15 protein-coding genes are annotated in these 18,606 nt (G+C 70.7%); 12 read left to right on the top strand and 3 right to left on the bottom strand.

The genetic code is table 11. The annotated features are described in order from the left end of the window. Positions 1–40 precede the first annotated feature (40 nt). Positions 41–1,702 carry an acyl-CoA carboxylase subunit beta gene (locus OG947_RS20715; protein WP_261769639.1) on the top strand — a complete coding sequence of 554 codons (1,662 nt, stop codon included), beginning with the start codon at positions 41–43 and terminating at the stop codon, positions 1,700–1,702. A 3-nt stretch (positions 1,703–1,705) separates the two neighbouring features. On the opposite strand, the gene OG947_RS20710 is transcribed toward OG947_RS20715, so the two are convergent. From OG947_RS20710 to OG947_RS20700, 3 genes are read right to left on the bottom strand one after another with little or no spacing between them, the layout of a single operon-like run. Beyond that, the gene (locus tag OG947_RS20710; RefSeq protein WP_328812782.1) at positions 1,706–3,103 is read right to left on the bottom strand and encodes a hypothetical protein; all 1,398 of its coding nucleotides are present in this window, start codon (positions 3,101–3,103) and stop codon (positions 1,706–1,708) included. Next, on the bottom strand, positions 3,090–4,436 hold the full coding sequence (locus OG947_RS20705; protein ID WP_328812781.1) for a hypothetical protein: 1,347 nt from the start codon (positions 4,434–4,436) through the stop codon (positions 3,090–3,092). The genes OG947_RS20710 and OG947_RS20705 overlap by 14 nt, the downstream gene beginning before the upstream one ends. Continuing rightward, positions 4,433–5,728 carry a glycosyltransferase gene (locus OG947_RS20700; RefSeq protein WP_328812780.1) on the bottom strand — a complete coding sequence of 432 codons (1,296 nt, stop codon included), beginning with the start codon at positions 5,726–5,728 and terminating at the stop codon, positions 4,433–4,435. Before OG947_RS20700 ends, OG947_RS20705 begins: the two co-directional genes overlap by 4 nt. 443 nt (positions 5,729–6,171) lie before the next feature. Here OG947_RS20700 and OG947_RS20695 point away from each other — a divergent pair, with 443 nt between their 5' ends. The 11 genes from OG947_RS20695 (at position 6,172) to OG947_RS20645 (ending at position 18,506) form a co-directional block, all read left to right on the top strand. After that, complete coding sequence (locus OG947_RS20695; protein WP_328812779.1) at positions 6,172–7,509, top strand: glycosyltransferase; 1,338 nt, start codon at positions 6,172–6,174, stop codon at positions 7,507–7,509. Further along, positions 7,506–8,381: a glycosyltransferase family 2 protein gene (locus OG947_RS20690; protein ID WP_328812778.1), complete on the top strand. Its 876-nt coding sequence runs from the start codon at positions 7,506–7,508 to the stop codon at positions 8,379–8,381. Before OG947_RS20695 ends, OG947_RS20690 begins: the two co-directional genes overlap by 4 nt. 58 nt (positions 8,382–8,439) lie before the next feature. Next, positions 8,440–9,900, top strand: a complete 1,461-nt coding sequence (locus OG947_RS20685) for a condensation domain-containing protein (protein WP_328812776.1) — start codon at positions 8,440–8,442, stop codon at positions 9,898–9,900. Next, entirely contained in the window at positions 9,897–11,327 is a 1,431-nt protein-coding gene (locus tag OG947_RS20680) for a condensation domain-containing protein (RefSeq protein WP_222650395.1), read from the top strand. Before OG947_RS20685 ends, OG947_RS20680 begins: the two co-directional genes overlap by 4 nt. Then, positions 11,318–12,706 (top strand): condensation domain-containing protein, encoded by a 1,389-nt coding sequence (locus tag OG947_RS20675; RefSeq protein WP_328812774.1) that lies wholly within the window; start codon positions 11,318–11,320, stop codon positions 12,704–12,706. Before OG947_RS20680 ends, OG947_RS20675 begins: the two co-directional genes overlap by 10 nt. Before the next feature lie 36 nt (positions 12,707–12,742). Then, positions 12,743–13,000 (top strand): acyl-CoA carboxylase subunit epsilon, encoded by a 258-nt coding sequence (locus tag OG947_RS20670; protein WP_027506905.1) that lies wholly within the window; start codon positions 12,743–12,745, stop codon positions 12,998–13,000. Then, a complete protein-coding gene (locus OG947_RS20665; protein ID WP_222638696.1) occupies positions 12,997–13,677 on the top strand; it encodes a Maf family protein in 681 nt (226 codons plus the stop codon). The genes OG947_RS20670 and OG947_RS20665 overlap by 4 nt, the downstream gene beginning before the upstream one ends. Before the next feature lie 82 nt (positions 13,678–13,759). Then, complete coding sequence (locus OG947_RS20660) at positions 13,760–14,647, top strand: sulfurtransferase (RefSeq protein ID WP_222627152.1); 888 nt, start codon at positions 13,760–13,762, stop codon at positions 14,645–14,647. Continuing rightward, a complete protein-coding gene (locus tag OG947_RS20655) occupies positions 14,644–15,063 on the top strand; it encodes a SufE family protein (protein WP_037186768.1) in 420 nt (139 codons plus the stop codon). The genes OG947_RS20660 and OG947_RS20655 overlap by 4 nt, the downstream gene beginning before the upstream one ends. A gap of 102 nt (positions 15,064–15,165) precedes the next feature. Next, positions 15,166–16,623: a condensation domain-containing protein gene (locus OG947_RS20650; RefSeq protein WP_328812773.1), complete on the top strand. Its 1,458-nt coding sequence runs from the start codon at positions 15,166–15,168 to the stop codon at positions 16,621–16,623. 89 nt (positions 16,624–16,712) lie between these two features. Continuing rightward, entirely contained in the window at positions 16,713–18,506 is a 1,794-nt protein-coding gene (locus OG947_RS20645; RefSeq protein WP_285188779.1) for an acetyl/propionyl/methylcrotonyl-CoA carboxylase subunit alpha, read from the top strand. The last annotated feature ends 100 nt before the right edge of the window (positions 18,507–18,606 follow it).

Raw genomic sequence — 18,606 nt, 5'->3', positions numbered from 1 at the left:
TGCCACGTCCGGCGGCGCGGCGTCGATACAGTGCTGGTCTATGACGAGTGTTCAGGATGCGTCCGCGCAGGAATCAGTGGCTCGAGAAGAGACGGGGGCTGCCGCACCCGACATCCACACCACTGCCGGAAAGCTGGCCGAGCTCGCCGCCCGCCAGGCCCAGGCCGAGAAGCCCATGGGCGAGGCGGCCGTGGAGAAGGTGCACGCCAAGGGCAAGCTCACCGCCCGCGAACGCATCACCGCCCTCCTCGACGAGGGCTCGTTCGTCGAACTCGACGCCCTCGCCCGCCACCGCTCCGTCAACTTCGGCCTCGCCGACAACCGCCCCTTCGGCGACGGCGTCGTCACCGGCTACGGCACCGTCGACGGCCGCGACGTGTGCGTGTTCTCCCAGGACGCCACCGTCTTCGGCGGCAGCCTCGGCGAGATCTACGGCGAGAAGATCGTCAAGGTCATGGACCTCGCCCTCAAGACCGGACGCCCCCTCGTCGGCATCAACGAGGGCGCCGGCGCCCGTATCCAGGAAGGCGTCGTCTCCCTCGGCCTCTACGGCGAGATCTTCCACCGCAACGTCCGCATGTCCGGCGTCGTCCCCCAGATCTCGCTGATCATGGGACCGGCCGCGGGCGGGCACGTCTACTCCCCGGCGCTGACCGACTTCGTCGTCATGGTCGACAAGACCTCCCAGATGTTCGTCACCGGACCCGACGTCATCAAGACCGTCACCGGCGAGAACGTCACCATGGAGGACCTCGGCGGCGCCCACACCCACATGGAGAAGTCCGGCGTCGCCCACTACGTCGCCTCCGGCGAGCAGGACGCCCTCGACTACGTCCGCGAACTCCTGGGCTACCTCCCCTCCAACAACCAGGCCACCGCGCCCCGCCTTGCCCCCTCGGACCCCATCGACGGGGCCATCGCCGACTCCCTCACCGCCGAGGATCTGGAACTCGACACCCTGATCCCGGATTCGCCGAACACCCCGTACGACATGCACGAGGTCATCCGCCGCATCCTCGACGACGACGAGTTCCTCGAGGTGCAGGAAGGGCGCGCCCGCAACATCATCGTCGGGTTCGGCCGCGTCGACGGGCGCAGCGTCGGCATCGTCGCCAACCAGCCCACCGCGTTCGCCGGCACCCTCGACATCGACGCGTCCGAGAAGGCCGCCCGGTTCGTGCGCACCTGCGACTGCTTCAACATCCCGATCATCACCCTCGTCGACGTCCCCGGCTTCCTGCCCGGCACCGATCAGGAGTTCAACGGCATCATCCGCCGCGGCGCGAAACTGCTCTACGCCTACGGCGAGGCCACCGTCGGCAAGATCACCGTCATCACCCGCAAGGCGTACGGCGGCGCATACGACGTGATGGGGTCCAAGCACATGGGCGCCGATCTCAACCTCGCGTGGCCCACCGCGCAGATCGCCGTCATGGGCGCCTCCGGCGCCGTCGGCTTCGTCTACCGCAAACGTCTCCTCGAGGCCGCCAAGAACGGTGACGACGTCGACGCACTGCGCCTCGAGCTGCAGAACGAGTACGAGGACACCCTCGTCAACCCGTACGTCGCCGCCGAACGCGGCTACGTCGACGCGGTGATCCCCCCGAGCCACACCCGCGGACAGATCGTCACCGCACTGCGCCTGCTCGAACGCAAGATGGTCACCCTGCCTCCGAAGAAGCACGGCAACATCCCGCTCTAGACCTCACCAGAACGAGTGCTCGAGTGACCACCGGTCGAGCTCCGCGGACACCGTCTCGCGGAGCCGGCCGGTGTCTCCCGCGTACTCGGGGTGGATGCCGAACACGGTGACCGTCACCTTGTCGCCGTACTCCACCGCCCACGCGGCGATCGCCGGTCCCTGTCGACGCCGGGCGGCCGCGTCGCGGCCCTGCATGATCGCGCGGATCCCGAACGACTCCGCGACCTGATCACCGAGTTCGAGAGCGCTCTGCGGCGCGGCGCCCAGGTTCGACACGGTGGTGTCCGGCCCGGCGATGGACGTCATCATCCGCCCGAGCACCCGGTCCGGAAGCAACCTGGCCACCGCCTGCAGGTGGTCGGTGACCGCGTCGTCCGTGGTCGCGTACTTCGCGAACGCCGCCTTGCTCAGCGCGCGGATCTCGCCGAGCCCCACCTCGGGTCCGATCGGCCCGGGCACCCGGATCCACACGCCCCCGGACGCATTCGCTCTGTCGTCGCCGTCGGCGCGGTTGCTCACCGCGATGCAGATGCGCGTGCCCTCGGGACCCGTCGGATGGCCGGACGCACGCAGAACCCCGCCCATGACGGCTGTGAAGAGGCTGTTCGGCGTACCACCGTGCTCGGCCGCGCGGGCGATCCACTCACGGCGATCGAGATCCACCACGGCGAGGGTGGTGTCGGACTCGGTCGGAGTGGGTTCGTCCGCGCGAGCCTCGACCGGCGCGGCGGTCGGGGCAGTCTCGTCGGATCGTGTGATCGCCGTCCGCAGCGCCGTCGCGCCGGCCGTCGCCGCCGCCTTCCCGATCACCGCGAGAGCCCGCGCCACCGCCGGAATCTGCGCCCCCGCGTCACGGAGATCGCCCCGCACGCCGGCCCACCCGGCGACGTCACGCCCGGTGGGCAGTGCCGAGCGCGTCGGCCCCCGGCGAGCCGCATCGAGCGCCGCGTACACGGCCTGACCGTCGGCGATCATGTGCGAGACCAGCAGTGCCACGACGACTCGTCCGGTATCGGTGTGCGCGCACTCGAGCGTGAAACCGCGTCCGGCAGACGGGTCGAGATCGGCCGCACGGAGCCGCGCATCGACCCAGTCCCCCACCGCGTCATCCGCGATGGTGCCCGGTTCGGTGTACACCGTGGCGGGGCGCTCGGCCCGCACCCATCGGTCGTGGCCGAACGGCACGGAGGTGGGGACCACCCGGCGGTCGAACGATCCCGACGCGAGCCGGTCGGCGAGCGTCGCGACGGCGTCCGCACCCGGGTCGGCCGGGAAGATCCACAGGTACTGGATCGGCGCCGTCCATCCGAAGAGTCGCTCCGCCAACGCGTACGACTCGTCGGCACCCGCCACGCGGTCTGCCGGGCGGACCGGAGCAGTGGTCACGTCACCAGAACTCATGCGGCACATCCCATCCGGTGAGCTCCGCGGACAGGGCTGCCGTCAGCGCCTGCGCGGAACCCACGCGTGTCTCGTCGAACCCGGCCACGGCGAAGGTCGCCGCACCGTCCGTCTCCAGGTACCAGGACTGCACGCCCTCGCCGAAGCGTTGCGTGCCGGCGGGGTCGACGTGGTGCGCTGTTCCCCGGAAGGCGACGTCCGTGGCGGTACGGCCGCCGACCCGGCGGAGACCGTCGAAGGACCCGAGATTCGACGCGACCACGTCGGGCATACCGGACCCGCCGCCCGTCACCACGGACGTCACGACGGACAGCGGGAGTACCTGGAGCAGCGGTTGCAGATGAATCATCGCCGGCCGGCGTCCGGCGGACAGCGCCGCGAACGCGTCCCGGCACAGCGCGCGGACACCGCCCAGATCGGAGCCCGGAATCACGCGCTCGGCGAGTGAGATCGACACGCCCCCGGTGGCATTGCTGCGCTGATCGTCCTCCCCCCGGCGCAGACTCATCGGGATGCCGACCTTCACGGGCAGCCCGTCGTCTGCGTAGCCGGTGGCGACGAGCGCACCGGCGAGTACCGCGACGAACAACGAGTTCCGTGTCCCGCCGTGACGCTGCGCGACGGCGTCCCACTCCGCCAGCGGCACCGTGACCGTCGCCCAGGACGGACGAGCCAGCGGCGCACGGGTGTGTGCGGGAGCGCGGGGGGTGACGGGGGCCGGACGTGCGACGCCGGAGCCGGTCGAGCGGAGATCGGACACCAAGGCGGCGGCGGTCCGTGCCACGCCGGCCGCGGCTCCGACCACCTGACGTGCTGCGTCGCCGACGTCCCCGACGAGTGCGGCCGGCCCGGTCGGCGCGGCGCCGACGTCGTCGCGCACCCCGGCCGTGTCGGCGACGGCGGCCACAGCGGCCGCCGTCATCGCTCGGCCGTCCGCGACGAGGTGCAGGCAGGTGAGAGACAGCGCCGATCCACCGGTGGTCGTCCGGGTGGACCGCAGCGCCCAGCAGCGACCCTCCTCGACGTCGAGGTCGACGGTCTCGAGATCGCGCGTCGCCCAGTCGAGGACCTCGTCCGGTGTCACAGACTCGTCGTCGAGCCGAACGGCGGGAGCCCGGTCGGACCGGACCCAGCTCGGGCGGGCGACGGGAATCGACGGTCGCACGATGCGTCGATGCAGTGCTCCGCGCGCGAGTCCCACCGCCATCGCCGTCACGTCGGCGTCCGGCACCGCGTCGTCGAAGCGCCACACGAGTTGCAGGACCACGTCCCACCCGAACGCCTCGGAGAGGAACCAGTAGGTGAAGTCCTGATCCTGAAGGCGCGCCGTCATGCGACCACCGCGTCCGTCGGTGCGGGGCGGGCCGACTCCACGAGGTCGGACGCGCGGCGAACCGCCTCCGCGGGACTCGTCATGGCGGCGGCCACGGCAGCAGCGCCCGCGGCCGCCTCGGGCGTCAGAGCGAGGCGCAACGCCTTCTCCAACGACTGCGCCGTGATGTCGGAGGCGGACATCGCGGCGCCGCACGACAGGGCGACGACCCGCCGACCCCAGAAGGGCTGATCCGACGACACCGAGCACACCACCGTCGGCCGCCCGGCCCGCAGTCCCGCCGCGGTGGTCCCCGCGCCGCCGTGGTGCACGACGGCGCGGCATCGGGGGAAGACCGCGGCGTGGTCGACGGCGCCGGTCACACGGACGTGATCACCGAGCGCGTCTGCGGAGTCGACGTCGTTCCAGCCGGCGCACAGCAGAACCCGTTCGCCCACGCGCACCGCGGCATCCGCGACGGCGGCCAGGACGGCCGCCGGGTTCGTCACCGGCATGGATCCGAAGCCGACGTAGACGGGCGGGGGGCCGTCGTCGATCCACTCGTCCAGGGACGGGTCGGACGGCTGCGGATCCATCCGTGCCCGCAGCTCCGGGCACACCTCGAGGAAACCGGTGAGGGGACGCGTGCCGTCCCAGTCGACGGCGAGTTCGGGGCAGAACACCCGGTCGTAGGCCTGGATCTCGACGGTCCGGCGACGGGCCATGCGACCGGGAAGCGGTGACGACACCGTGGGGATGCCCAGGGAGCGGCGCAGCGTGTTCTCGCGCCGCCGGGTCGCCGTCCACAGGACGTGGTCCAGCACGGTCCAGGCCAGTCCGACGACCGCAGCCGGCGCACCGTCGATGCCGGGCACAGGTGAGTACCGCGGGTTGGCGCGCACCGGCGCGTGATGCAGCGCGACGAGACCGATCCCGCGCGCCTCGGCGAGGGGCAGCGCGATCTGTTCGGTGGTGATGCCGGTGAGCAGCACGTCCGGCGCCGTGGTGTCGACGACGTCGCGCAGTTCCGTCACCATATGGTCCCACCCGAAGTTCCACAGTGCGGCGAGCGCCCGCGCACGGTCGGCGACCGACCCGCGGGACAGGCCGTGACGGACCAGGTCCGAGTTCATGTGCTCGCGGGTGTCGTACCCGAACGGCACCGTCTCGAGTCCGACCCCGCGGGCCAGGTGCACGAGGTTGGGCGGAACTGCCATGACCACGTGGTGGCCCCGGCCCGCCAGATCCGAACCCAGGACGACGGCAGGTTGTACGTCGCCTCGCGTTCCGCTGACGGCCATGACGATACGCACGACTCGATTCCCCCTCGGACATACCTGATGTGGAGTGCGCCGGAAATGGCGTCTCGTCCGCTTGTGTCACTTGTTCGTACCATTCGACGCACGGGACGGCATGTCGTGGTGCCGATCCGAGAACTGGACCACGGACAGACCTCGAGGTCGGGAACGCACGCTGGTCACAAGCAGTGCCGCAGTCGACTTGTCAAGGCTGACAGCAGAATACGCCGAACAAGGAGGTCGGGTCGGCGCAGCGGCGTGGGATGTCACGACGGGCCCGATCGCAACTCGGACAGCGAGACACTCGTCACCCTGGCGTGTCGGTGTGGCGTAGGACGTCACGATTGGCGGAGTCCCACCATGTCTGCAATGGTCGTTCCACGAACAGTTCGCGGAGGTCATCAGTTGCGGACGCTCGGCGCGCGGGGGTCGCGAAGCAACGCTCGAGGGGGTGAGACATGCAGGTCACGTTGGCATTTCAGGGAAGTAGAGGCGACGTGCAGCCCGGCGTCGTCCTGGCCACCGAGCTGGAACGACGTGGACACCGTGTGGTGCTCGCCGTTCCGCCGAACCTCGTCGCCTTCGCCGCGTCCGCCGGACTCGATGCTCGCCCGTGCGGTGTGGACACCGCGGAGCTGCTCACCTCGCCCCTCGTGACCCGAGACATGGCCTCGCGCAACCCGCGCCGCCGGCTGGCAGCCATCACGGCCGTCACCGTCGCGGGAGGTCGCGCCGCGCGAGCCGCGCTGACCGACCTGGCCGCCGGCAGCGATGTCCTCGTGGGGTCGTCCGTCGGTCAGGAGAGCGCGTACGACGTGGCTGAGGTGCACTCGATCCCCTACGCACCCCTGCACTTCTGCCCGGTTCGCAGCAACGGCGTCGCCTCCGTCGTCCCGGTACCGTCGGCCCTCCCGGGGTTCGTGCACCGCGCGGCGTGGTGGGCGCTCGACACCACACTGTGGCGCGCCTCCCGTGGTGCGCACACCACCCTCCGAGCAGAACTCGGACTTCCGCCCATGACATCCAGTGTCGCTGGGGCGCTGGCGCGTTCCGGCGTCACCGAGATCCAGGCGTACGACGCGGCGCTGTTCCCCGGGCTCACGGAGGAATGGGGCCCGGCGCGACCTCTCACCGGTTTCCTGCATCCCGACGCCCGCACTCGCGCCGCGGTGCAGCGAGCTGCCCCGGTCACCGACGGTCTCGATTCCTGGCTCCGCGCGGGCACACCACCGGTGTACATCGGGTTCGGCAGCATGACGGTCCCCGGCGGCGCGGCTCTTCTCGACGAACTCGTCGCTGCCGTTCGGCGTGCCGGGAGACGCGTTCTGCTCGTCGGCGGCTGGGACGACCGGCTGCTGCGCGAGAACGCCCCCGGTTCCAGCGAGTTCGGGCACGATGTCCTCTCGGTGTCGGCCGTCGACCACACCGCGGTGCTCCCTCAGTGCGAGGCCGTCGTCCACCACGGCGGCGCCGGGTCCACCGCGGCCGGTCTGCGCGCCGGTCGACCCACCCTCGTGTGTCACGTCGGTGCCGATCAACCCCTGTGGGGACGACGCGTCGTCGCCTCGCGAGTCGGCGCGAGCGTCGCCGCACGATCGGCGTCCTCCGCCTCGCTCGATGCCGCTCTGGCCCGGGTGCTCCACCCACGGACACGTTCTGCTGCAGAGCGTCTCGCGGATTCCCTCGTCTCGCCCACCGATGCGGTCCGGCGGTGCGCCGACCTCGTCGAGGCGGCAGCGCAGCGCCGCACGGCCCCGCTGCACCCGACCGCCTCGCGAACGGAGACCTCCCGATGAACCGACTGTCCCTGTCCGTCGTCGTCCCGGCATTCGACGAGGAGGAGTGCATCGGCGCGTGCCTGGACCTGCTGTGCACCCAGCTCGACTGCATCACCGAGATCATCGTCGTGGACAACAACTCCGCGGACGGCACCCGTGACGTCGTGCGACGACATGCCACGGACCACCCCGAGATCCGCGTGGTGACCGAGAAGCAGCAGGGTCTCGTCTTCGCCCGGAACGCCGGTATGGATGCGGCGTCCGGGGATCTCGTCGCCCGGATCGATGCCGACACCCGCGTGCCCGATGACTGGGCGGCAACGATTCTCGACTTCTTCGCCGCCGACGTCGATCAGCACTGGGCCGCCGCGTGCGGACGCGGTGAGGCGTACGAGCTGCCCTACGGCGACGCGGCCGCCCGCATCAAGGCGCGGTGGTCACCGCTCGCCCGGCGGTCGCCGTCCACCCCAGAGGTCCGCGACGTTCCGGTCCTGTACGGCTCGAACATGATCCTGCGCCGCGAGACGTGGAAGCTGATCCGCGAGGACGTCTCGCTGCGCCGCGACGTCTTCGAGGACGTCGACATGGGGCTCTGCGTCCAGGAGTCGGGCGGGCGCAACGCCTTTCTGCCCTCCCTCACCGTGGGAGTGTCGCCGCGCCGAATGGAATCGGGAATGCGGTCATTCGTCCGCTACATGGCGTGCCTCCCCCGAACCCTGCGACTGCATCGACGCCACGCGCTCGCGGCGGCAGCGCTCGTGCTGTACGTGCCGGGGGTGTCCGTGCTCCACGCCTGCCGACTCGTGATGATCCGCGCCTACGACAGCGACAGCGGATCCTTCTCCGCGCGACATCTCCTGCGCCCCCGCACCGATCGCGGAATGCCTTGAGCGCACCGCTCCACTTCCCGACCCTGCGATCTCGACCCGAACGGACGTGAGACCGAAGATGGAATTCACCGAGCTCGCCGATCACCCGCTCCCCCGGGGCGTGGTGACCGAGTGGATCCCCACCGTCACCGCGACCGACCGCTGGTATCGGGACGACCGACCACTGGCCTACACGCACGAGGAACATTGCCGTCACAGCCTCGCCAAGGCTGCCACGGGATCCTCGGACGAGATCGGCGCCGCCTGGATCGGGGCGGTGTTCGAGATCCACGACCGGTACGACGCCGAGGCGCTGCGTCGTGCTCTGCGCGCGTGGACCGCTCGCCACGAGACCTTCCGCTCGACGGTCACGACGGACGGCGTCGACGCCGACGGCGGCGCCCGTCTCGCCCGCTCCACCGTCCCGGAGGATGCGGTGGACGTGGTTCCGCGTGTACTCGGGCGTCGGCGCACTGGATCCGACGTGCACGCCGACGTCTCCGACTTCTTCGCCCGCACCCTGTCGCCGTTCCGGTGGCCGCACTGCGTGGTCGCCACGGTCGAGGACATCGCCCCGAGTTCGTCGACCGAGGAGGACGACGAGACGGACCGGTTCCTGCTCGTCTTCGGAGCCGATCACTCCGTCATGGACGCGTACTCGATGCTGTTGGCCGTCAGCGAACTCCGCCGACTGTACGAGTTCGAGATCCACGCGCGCGATCCACGGCTGGCGGCGATCGGCAGTCATCTCGACTTCAGCGTCGTCGACCGGGAGACCGGTGACTGCCTGACCCCCGACCACGAGGTGGTCCGCACCTGGTCGTCCTTCCTCTCCGACGGCAGCTTCCCCCCGTTCCCCCTCCCGGTCGGCGCCGACGACGAGCACGGTCCCGAGCGGCAGAGCAGTCTCTCCCGCTACCTGTTGAGTGCGGCGGACACCGACGCGCTCGCCGCACACACCCGCGCGCGGGGTGCGTCCATGACCGCGGCCGTGGTCGGTGCGCTGGCACTGACCTCCCGCGACCTCGCTGGTGAACGCCGACTGCGAGTGACCATGCCCATGCACACGCGCTTCGAGCCCCAGTACGCCGAATCGGTCGGCTGGTACGTGGGAGTGGTGCCGGTCGACGTCCACGTCGACCCCGGCTCGGACGTGGACGACGCCGTGCGCCGCGCCGCCGCCGGCCTGGACGCCGTCAAGGGCTATGCACGCCAGCCGTACTCCCGTGTCGCGCGGCTGCTGAACGTGGACTCGGTGCCGCAGTTCGTGGTGTCCTATCTCGATCTGCGGCACACCCCCGATGCCGAGTCGTGGCCGCTGTGGAACACGCGCACACTCCGCAGTGCCACCGCCTCCCGCGACGAGGTCTACTTCTGGATTCTCCGCACGCCGCTCGGCCTCAGCATCGCGGCCCGGTTCCCCGGCCACGAGGAGGCGGTCCGCAACGTGCACGCCTACCTCGCCCGATTCCAGGAGGTGTTGCGCGAGTCCGCCGGCGCCGTCGTCGAGAGCGGGGCGGACAGGACGGTGCACGCATGATCATCACGGCGATGCGCAACTGGAAACCCGCACCCGGCCAACTGCTCGAGTGGCATCCGGTCGACGACGCACGGCCGCTCGTCGAGTCCGCACCGGTCGATCCCACCCCGCCGTCGTTTCTGCAGGAGAACCATGTTCGCGGTGTGCGCGCGGTGGCGGACCGGGGAGGCACGCACACCGCGTACCTCGGCTCCGCGACCGAGGTCGCCGGAGATCTCGACGTCGCCGCGTTGACCCTCGCCTTCGAGCAGTTCCTCCTGCGCCACGAGGGACTGCAGACGTGGTTCGAGACGGACGGCGGCGCGGTCGTGCGGCGCCGCGTTCCCCCGGCGGCCGCGCGCCTGCGGGCCGTCTCCGCGGGCGAGTGCTCGGCGCCCGACCAGTTCCTCGACTACGTGCGCGATCGGCTCTCGCGGGACGCCACACCCCTGAGTTGGCCCGCCGTGGCGTTCGGGGCGGTGGCGCGACCGGGGGGATTCACGCTCTATTACGGTGCGGACCACGCGTTCTCCGACGGCGCCTCTCAGGTCCTGGTCCTGGCGGAGCTGATCGATCTCTATCGCGCGGCGCAGTCGAACCGTGCACCCACCGACATCTCGGCGTGGACCGGAAGCTTCCTCGAGCACGTCGCGATCGAGAACGAGAGGGCCGAGGCCGTCGACGCCGACTCCCCCGAGCTGGCCGAGTGGATCGACGTCGTGCGAGCCCACGGCGGCGCGATGCCGTCCTTCCCGCTCGACCTCGGACTCGCACCGGGTGAGACCGCTCCCGTCGAACCGATCGAGATGGACCTGCTGGGCGCGGACGACACCGCGGCCTTCGACGCCGCGTGCCGGGAGGCGGGTGGGAAGTTCGTCACGGGCCTGTTCGCCGCGGTCGCGATCACCGATCACGAGCTCGCGGGCCGCGACGACTACGCCGGCATCACCGTGCTCGGTACCCGCCACCTCGGGGACTTCGCCCTGTCCCAGGGCTGGTTCTGCAACTTCGCGCCCGTGACGTTCCCCGTGGCGGGCGTCGGCGACTTCCGCACCCTCGTCGGTCGAGCGAGCGAGGCCTACGCCCGCACGAAGGCCACCGCGGCAGCGCCGATCGGGAAGGTGCTGCAGCTGCTCTTCGAGTCCGGTGTCGGCGGCGCCGGACTGGCATCGAGCCCGCACCTGTTGTCCTACATTGATTTCCGCTGGTTCCCCGGCCACGGCTCCGAGGCCGACGACGACGCGATCCTGTTCACCGGCGAGGGCCGCACCGCGAACGCGTCCATGTGGTTCAACCGGGACGATCGCCACTTCTATCTCGGGTCGCAGACTCCCGCGACGCCCGAGGCTCAGCGGCAGGTGGCGCGATACCACCAGCACCTGCGGGAGGTCCTGCAGACGGTCGCGCGGGACGGGAACCGCGTCGTCGGTGGTGGCGCGTGCACGTGATCGGAGTGGACGCCTGGGCCCCGCGCCCCGGCGTCATCCTGCAGTGGCTCGTGCGTTCCGACGCCGAACCCGTCCCGTCGACGGTCCCGCCGTCGTTCAACCAGAGTGCGCACCTCGCCGACGTCGACGACGGCAGCACGTGGCTCGCAGCATCGTTCGACGTCCCGGGGCCGCTGGACACCGATGCCCTGGAGCGTTCTCTCGAGCGGTTGGTCGCACGCCACGGTTCGCTCCGGACCGGGTTCGTGCGGTCCGACTCCGGTCCGTCACGCGTGAACCATCCGCAGGGTGCGCTCACCCTCCGACGACGACCGGACATCGCGGTCCCGTCCGTCCCGGAGGCACACCGCGTCGTGCGCGGTGCGCTCGACGCCGCGTGCGCTCCCTTCTCCGCACCGGCCTACACCTTCCTCGCCATCGATCGTCCGGACGTCTCCACGGTGGTGTGCGGGTTCGATCACGCGCACGTCGACGCGTATTCGCTGGCGGTCGTCATCGACGACGTCCGTCGGGGCTATCTCGGCCAGCCGGAGACCGCGCCGGATCCGGGTGACTTCGTCGACTACTGCGCAGCCGAGTCCGCGGGCACGCCGATCGACCTCGAGGACGACCGGCTCCGCACGTGGGTCGAGTTCCTGCACGCGGGCGCCGGCGCTCCGCCGCAGTTCCCTCTCGATCTCGGAGTCCCGCACGGGCGCACGGACCGCTGTGCGGTCCGCGTCGACACCCTGCTCACCGCACGGGAGGCCGACGCGGCCGAGACCGGGTGCCGGGCCGACGGGGCCAGCCTCTACGCCGGTGTGCTCGCGGCCATGGCGCACGCGGTACGCGACCTCGGTGGTGGCGCCACGGTTCCCCTGCTGTTCCCGCTGCACACCCGTCGATCCGCGGCGTGGCGGTCGTCCGTCGGCTGGTTCGTCACCAACGCGCCGCTCGAGGTGGTCACCGAGAGCGACCTGAGGGCCACGATCCGCTCGGCCGGTCCGGCGGTGCGACGCGCGGTCGCGCTGGGCGAGGTGCCCATCGCCCGCGTGGTCGAGGCCGCGGGCGGACTCCGGCGCCCGCGCAAGGACGTCTTCATGGTGTCCTACGTCGACTACCGGTCGGCCCCCGGACACGACCTGCTGCGCAGCATCGACGCCCACCACATCTCCAACGTCACCGTCTCCGACGACGCGCAGTTCTGGATCTCCCGCACCGCGGACGGTCTCGCACTGCGGAGCCGGTTCCCCGACAACCCGACCGCCCGCACCACGATCGAGGTCTTCGTGGCCGCCGTCACGGACCATCTCGCACTCGTCGCCCAGCCGTGCGAGGCCGCCCTACGGTTCGCGGTGGACACCCGGACCGCGGCCGACGCGCCGGTCACCGTCCCCTAGAGTTCGGGGAACACCTGCACCTGGAGGAGACGCTTCGTGACATCAGCCGACGACCGGACCGAGTCCGGTACGGACGAGACCGCTCCCTCGGCGCCCTTCCTGCGCGTCGAGTCGGGCAACCCGACCGACGAGGAGATCGCCGCCCTCGTGGCCGTCCTGTCCGCCGCCACGGCCGACGCCGGGCCGACCGAGATCCCCGTGCTCGATCACTGGGGTCGCCCGTCCACCATGCACCGCGCGGGCACGGCCTTCTCGCCCTACTCGTTCACCACCGGGGTCACCGGACCGCGGTGACGGTCCGGTTCGTACTCGCGTCGCGCTCGCCCGCCCGCCTGTCCGTGTTGCGGGCAGCCGGGGTGGATCCGATCGTCCGAGTCTCGGACGTCGACGAGGACGCGGTCGCCGCAGCACTGCCCTCCGACTCCCCCCACGAGGTGGTGGTCACCGAGCTGGCCGCGGCCAAGGCGGCCGTGATCGCAGAGGCTCTCGCCCACGATCCGGAGCTGTCGACCGGCACCGTCGTCGTCGTGGGCTGCGACTCCATGCTGTCGATCGGCGGCGACCTCGTGGGCAAACCACGAGACGTCGCCGTCGCTCGCGAACGCTGGGCGGCGATGGCCGGTGCGAGCGGTGACCTGCTCACCGGTCACTGCGTCCTACGGCTCGACGACGGCCGGGTGACCGCACGCGGCGCGGCCCACTGCGGGACCACGGTGCACTTCTCCTCGCCGACCGAGCGGGACCTCGAGGCATACCTTCGCTCGGGCGAGCCACTCGCCGTCGCGGGCGCGTTCACCCTCGACGGTCTCGGTGGCTGGTTCGTCGACGGCATCGAGGGTGACCCGTCGTCCGTCATCGGTATCGGGCTGCCGCTGGTACGCCGGTTGCTCGCCGAGGTGGGTGTCGGCATCGCCGATCTGTGGGAGAGCGCCGCGGCGCATCGTGACGGGATCGACGACACCAGCGTCTGACGCCGTCCCGACGCGCGCCCTAGGATCGTGTGGTCACGCACAACCAGTTCGACCCCCCGTCTGACAACCTCAGGAGACGCACGTGTCCGTCGCGCCAGATCCCCACCCCGCCTTCGCGTCGTTCGCGCACCCCGAACGACTCGTCACGACGCAGTGGCTCTCCGCCAACATCGGCACACCCGGACTCAAGGTCGTCGAGTCCGACGAGGACGTGCTCCTCTACGACGTCGGCCACATCCCCGGCGCGGTCAAGATCGACTGGCATCTCGACCTGAACGACCCCGTCACGCGCGACTACGTCGACGGCGAGAAGTTCGCCGACCTGATGAACCGCAAGGGCATCTCGCGCGACGACACCGTCGTCATCTACGGCGACAAGAGCAACTGGTGGGCCGCGTACGCGCTGTGGGTCTTCACCCTGTTCGGCCACGAGGACGTGCGCCTGCTGGACGGTGGACGCGACGCCTGGCTCGCCGAGAATCGCGACACCACACTCGACGTCCCCGACATCTCCGGGGCGGACTACCCCGTCGTCGAGCGCGACGACGCCGCCATCCGTGCGTTCAAGGACGACGTCCTCGCACACCTCGGATCCGGCCCGCTGGTCGATGTGCGGTCCCCCGCCGAGTACACCGGCGAGCGCACCCACATGCCCGACTACCCCGACGAGGGTGCGCTGCGCGGTGGACACATCCCGACAGCGCTGAGCATCCCGTGGGCGAAGGCCGCGGCACCCGACGGCCGGTTCAAGTCCCGCACCGAGCTCGACGAGGTCTACGGGGACGTGTCCTCCGACGCCGACGTCATCGCGTACTGCCGCATCGGCGAGCGGTCGTCGCACACGTGGTTCGTGCTGACGCATCTGCTCGGCTACGAGAACGTCCGGAACTACGACGGTTCCTGGACCGAGTGGGGCAACGCCGTGCGCACACCGATCGCGCGCGGCGAGGAGCCCGGAGCCCTGCAGTGAGCGGAACACTGCCCGCGCCGCTGGCCGAGATCGTCGACGACTTCGCGGCAGTCGAGGGTCAGGACAAGATCACGATGCTGCTCGAGTTCAGCAAGGAGCTGCCGGCCTTGCCCGCAGGTCTCGAGCAGGCCGCGATGGAGCCCGTCCCGGAGTGCCAGTCACCGCTGTTCCTGTCGGTGGACTCGTCCGACCGGTCTGCGGTGCGCCTGTACTTCAGCGCCCCGCCGGAGGCACCGACCACGCGCGGCTTCGCGTCGATCCTGGCGCAGGGGCTCGACGGTCTTCCCGCCGACGACATCCTCGACGTCCCGGACGACTTCTACACCGAGCTGGGACTCGCGGCGGCCGTGAGTCCGCTACGGCTGCGCGGGATGTCGGCGATGCTCAGCCGCGTCAAACAGCACCTGCGGTCCTGACTCGCCGCTTTGTTCGGACAATGTCGCTCTCGGCGGTAGACTGAGGTACCGAGAGCGGCGTCCGGACGGGGCGCCGCGCCGGTCTGAAAGGACAGCCGAATCGTGGAGTTCACCGAACTGGTCGACTACCCGATTCCGGCAGGCACCCTCACCGAATGGATCCCAAGCGTCGGTCCGCACGCATCGACGCCGGAGGACGCGGGGTGGCTGCCCGACGATCGGCCCACCTCCTACGTGCACGAGGCGCACCTGCGTCGCACCCTGGCCAGGCCGTCTGCCGGTCGCGAGTCGTGGCTCGGCACCGCGTTCGACATCGCGGGCCCGCTCGACACCGCCGCGTTCCGGCGCGCGGTGCTGGCGTGGATCGACCGGCACGAGGGCATGCGGTCCAACGCCACCGTCGACCCCGACACGGGCCTGCTCTCACGCGTGACGGCCCCGGTCGGTGCCACCGACATCTGGGTCATCCAGCAGGACACGTGCACGCAGGCCGGCGAGGTATACCAGCATCTTCAGCACCTGTTCGACGAGTACACGTCGCCGCTGGTGTGGCCGTCGTACGCGTTCGTCACTCTCGAACCCACCGGACACTCCGGCGGCGACGCGGCACCGGACCACTTCACCGTGTTCTTCGCCGCCGATCACTCGATCATCGACGGGCTGTCCATCGTGCTCATCGCGCACGAACTCACCCGCCTCTACGAGCAGGAGACCACCGGCGCCCCGGCAGGGCTCTTCCCCACCGGCAGTTACCTCGATTTCGGCGAACTCGAGCGCACCCTCTGCAGCGGGGTCGACCGGACGCACGACGCCGCCGTGGAGTGGGCGAACTTCCTCGCCGAGGACGGGGGACGATTCCCGTCCTTCCCGCTCGACATCGGACCCGTCCCGGAGGTGCCGCTCCCGCAGGCCGGACTGTCCGCGTGGGTCCTCTCGCCCGAGGAGGCGGACGCGTTCACCGTGGCGTGCCGCCGCGCCGGTCCGGGCTTCTCCGCCGGCCTCATGGCCTCGATGGGCGCTGCGGCGGCTGCCGTGTCCGGTGCGGGGCGTTTCCGCACGGTCACCCCGATGCACACCCGTCACGACCCGTCGTGGGCCGCGTCCCTCGGCTGGTTCGTCGGCGTGGCTCCCCTCGCGTTCGACGTCGCGGACGGCGAGTCGTTCGGGGACGTCGTCGTGCGCGCCGGAGCCGAGATCGCACGCACCCGTCCGATCTCGCGCGTCCCCCTCGATCTCGTCGCCGAGGCGATCGACCTGCACGAGACCCCGCGTTTCGTCGTCTCCTTCATGGACGTGCGCTTCGCACCCGACGCGCGGACGTGGCCCGACGTCAACGCGCGCGCACTGCGGAGCAGGAAGTACGACCACGACGTCTACCTGTGGGTGCATCGCACTCCGCAGGGCGTCAACATCTCGGCCCGGTTCCCCAGCAGCGAGGTCGCCACCGCTGCCGTCCACCGGTTCGTGGCAGAACTGCGGACCGTGCTCAGCGACGTCGTGACCACCGGGACACACCTCGTGCGGGCCCGGAGTGAGCTCACCCCTACACTCCGAAACTAGGATGACCAACCGATGGCGCGGGCGAAGGCCCGTGCTCGTCCGCCGGAGCGACACCACGCGACGGCCCACCCGACCTCACAGGAGGCTTCGTGCCCAGCCACGCCACTGCCCGCATCAGCAAGGTTCTCGTCGCGAACCGCGGTGAGATAGCGGTACGTGTGATCCGCGCAGCGGCCGACGCCGGCTACACCTCCGTCGCGGTTTACGCCGAACCCGACGCCGACGCGCCCTTCGTCCGCCTCGCCGACGAAGCCTTCGCCCTCGGCGGTCAGACCTCCGCCGAGTCCTACCTCGCGATCGACAAGATCATCGACGCCGCCGCCAAGTCCGGCGCCGACGCGATCCACCCCGGCTACGGCTTCCTCTCCGAGAACGCCGACTTCGCCCAGGCCGTCCTCGACGCCGGCCTGATCTGGATCGGACCGTCCCCGCAGTCCATCCGCGACCTCGGCGACAAGGTCACCGCCCGCCACATCGCCACCCGCGCCAAGGCCCCCTCCGTGCCCGGTACGTCCGAGCCCGTCAAGGACGCCGACGAGATCCTCGCCTTCGCCGACGAGCACGGCCTCCCCATCGCCATCAAGGCCGCCTTCGGCGGCGGCGGACGCGGCATGAAGGTCGCCCGCACCCGCGAGGAGATTCCGGAGCTCTTCGACTCCGCCACCCGCGAAGCGGTCTCCGCCTTCGGCCGCGGTGAGTGCTTCGTCGAGCGCTACCTCGACAAGCCCCGCCACGTCGAAGCGCAGGTCATCGCCGACCAGCACGGCAACGTCGTCGTCGCCGGCACCCGCGACTGCTCCCTGCAGCGCCGCTTCCAGAAGCTCGTCGAGGAAGCTCCCGCACCGTTCCTCACCGACGACCAGCGCGCCGAGATCCACGCCTCCGCCAAGGCCATCTGCAAGGAAGCCGGCTACTACGGCGCCGGCACCGTCGAATACCTCGTCGGCCAGGACGGACTCGTCTCCTTCCTCGAGGTCAACACCCGCCTGCAGGTCGAACACCCCGTCACCGAGGAGACCTCCGGCATCGACCTGGTGCTGCAGCAGTTCCGCATCGCCAACGGCGACGAACTCTCCATCACCGAGGACCCGGCACCGCGCGGACACTCCTTCGAGTTCCGCATCAACGGTGAGGACGCCGGCCGCGGCTTCCTCCCCGCTCCCGGACCGGTCACCACCTTCATCGCCCCCGAGGGCCCCGGCGTGCGCGTCGACTCCGGTGTCGAGTCCGGCTCCGTCATCGGCGGCCAGTTCGACTCCATGCTCGCCAAGCTCATCGTCACCGGCGCCACCCGCGAGGAAGCCCTCGCCCGCTCCCGCCGCGCCCTCGCCGAGTTCCGCGTCGAGGGCCTCGCCACCGTCATCCCGTTCCACCGCGCCGTCGTCTCCGACCCCGCCTTCATCGGCGACGGTCAGTCCTTCGACGTTCACACCCGGTGGATCGAGACCGAGTGGGACAACACCGTCGAACCGTTCACCGCCGGCGCCCCCATCGAGGACGACGAGAACGGACCCCGACAGAACGTCGTCGTCGAGGTCGGCGGCCGCCGTGTCGAGGTGTCCCTGCCCGGCCAGTTCTCGCTCGGCGGCAACGCTGCTGCCGGTGGCAACGTCATCCGTCGCAAGCCCAAGGCGCGCACCCGTGGCGGCGCCGGCAGCGCGGCCGCGTCCGGTGACGCCGTCACCGCACCCATGCAGGGCACCGTCGTCAAGGTCGCCGTCACCGAGGGCCAGGAAGTCGTCGCCGGCGACCTCATCGCCGTCCTCGAGGCCATGAAGATGGAGAACCCCGTCACCGCCCACAAGGACGGCGTCGTCACCGGACTCGCCGTGGAGCCCGGCTCCGCGATCACCCAGGGAACTGTTCTCGCAGAACTGAAGTGAGCCGGCCGGACGCCCGCCCCCGTTACGCTCCTCTCATGGCCGACGACAGTCCGCATGTGAGAACCGATCGACGAGGGCGGGCGTTCCCGTCTCCCGGCTC

It is taken from the genome of Rhodococcus sp. NBC_00297 (genome assembly GCF_036173065.1).
In the GTDB taxonomy this organism is placed as follows: Bacteria; Actinomycetota; Actinomycetes; order Mycobacteriales; family Mycobacteriaceae; genus Rhodococcoides.
The sequence above is the reverse complement of the archived record's forward strand: the minus strand, read 5'-3'. Positions and strand labels throughout refer to the sequence as shown.

Coding starts and splice junctions, on each gene's coding strand:
- OG947_RS20715 (WP_261769639.1), top strand. CDS start 41: ATGACGAGTGTTCAGGATGCGTCCGCGCAGGAATCAGTGGCTCGAGAA.
- OG947_RS20710 (WP_328812782.1), bottom strand. CDS start 3,103: ATGAGTTCTGGTGACGTGACCACTGCTCCGGTCCGCCCGGCAGACCGC.
- OG947_RS20705 (WP_328812781.1), bottom strand. CDS start 4,436: ATGACGGCGCGCCTTCAGGATCAGGACTTCACCTACTGGTTCCTCTCC.
- OG947_RS20695 (WP_328812779.1), top strand. CDS start 6,172: ATGCAGGTCACGTTGGCATTTCAGGGAAGTAGAGGCGACGTGCAGCCC.
- OG947_RS20690 (WP_328812778.1), top strand. CDS start 7,506: ATGAACCGACTGTCCCTGTCCGTCGTCGTCCCGGCATTCGACGAGGAG.
- OG947_RS20685 (WP_328812776.1), top strand. CDS start 8,440: ATGGAATTCACCGAGCTCGCCGATCACCCGCTCCCCCGGGGCGTGGTG.
- OG947_RS20680 (WP_222650395.1), top strand. CDS start 9,897: ATGATCATCACGGCGATGCGCAACTGGAAACCCGCACCCGGCCAACTG.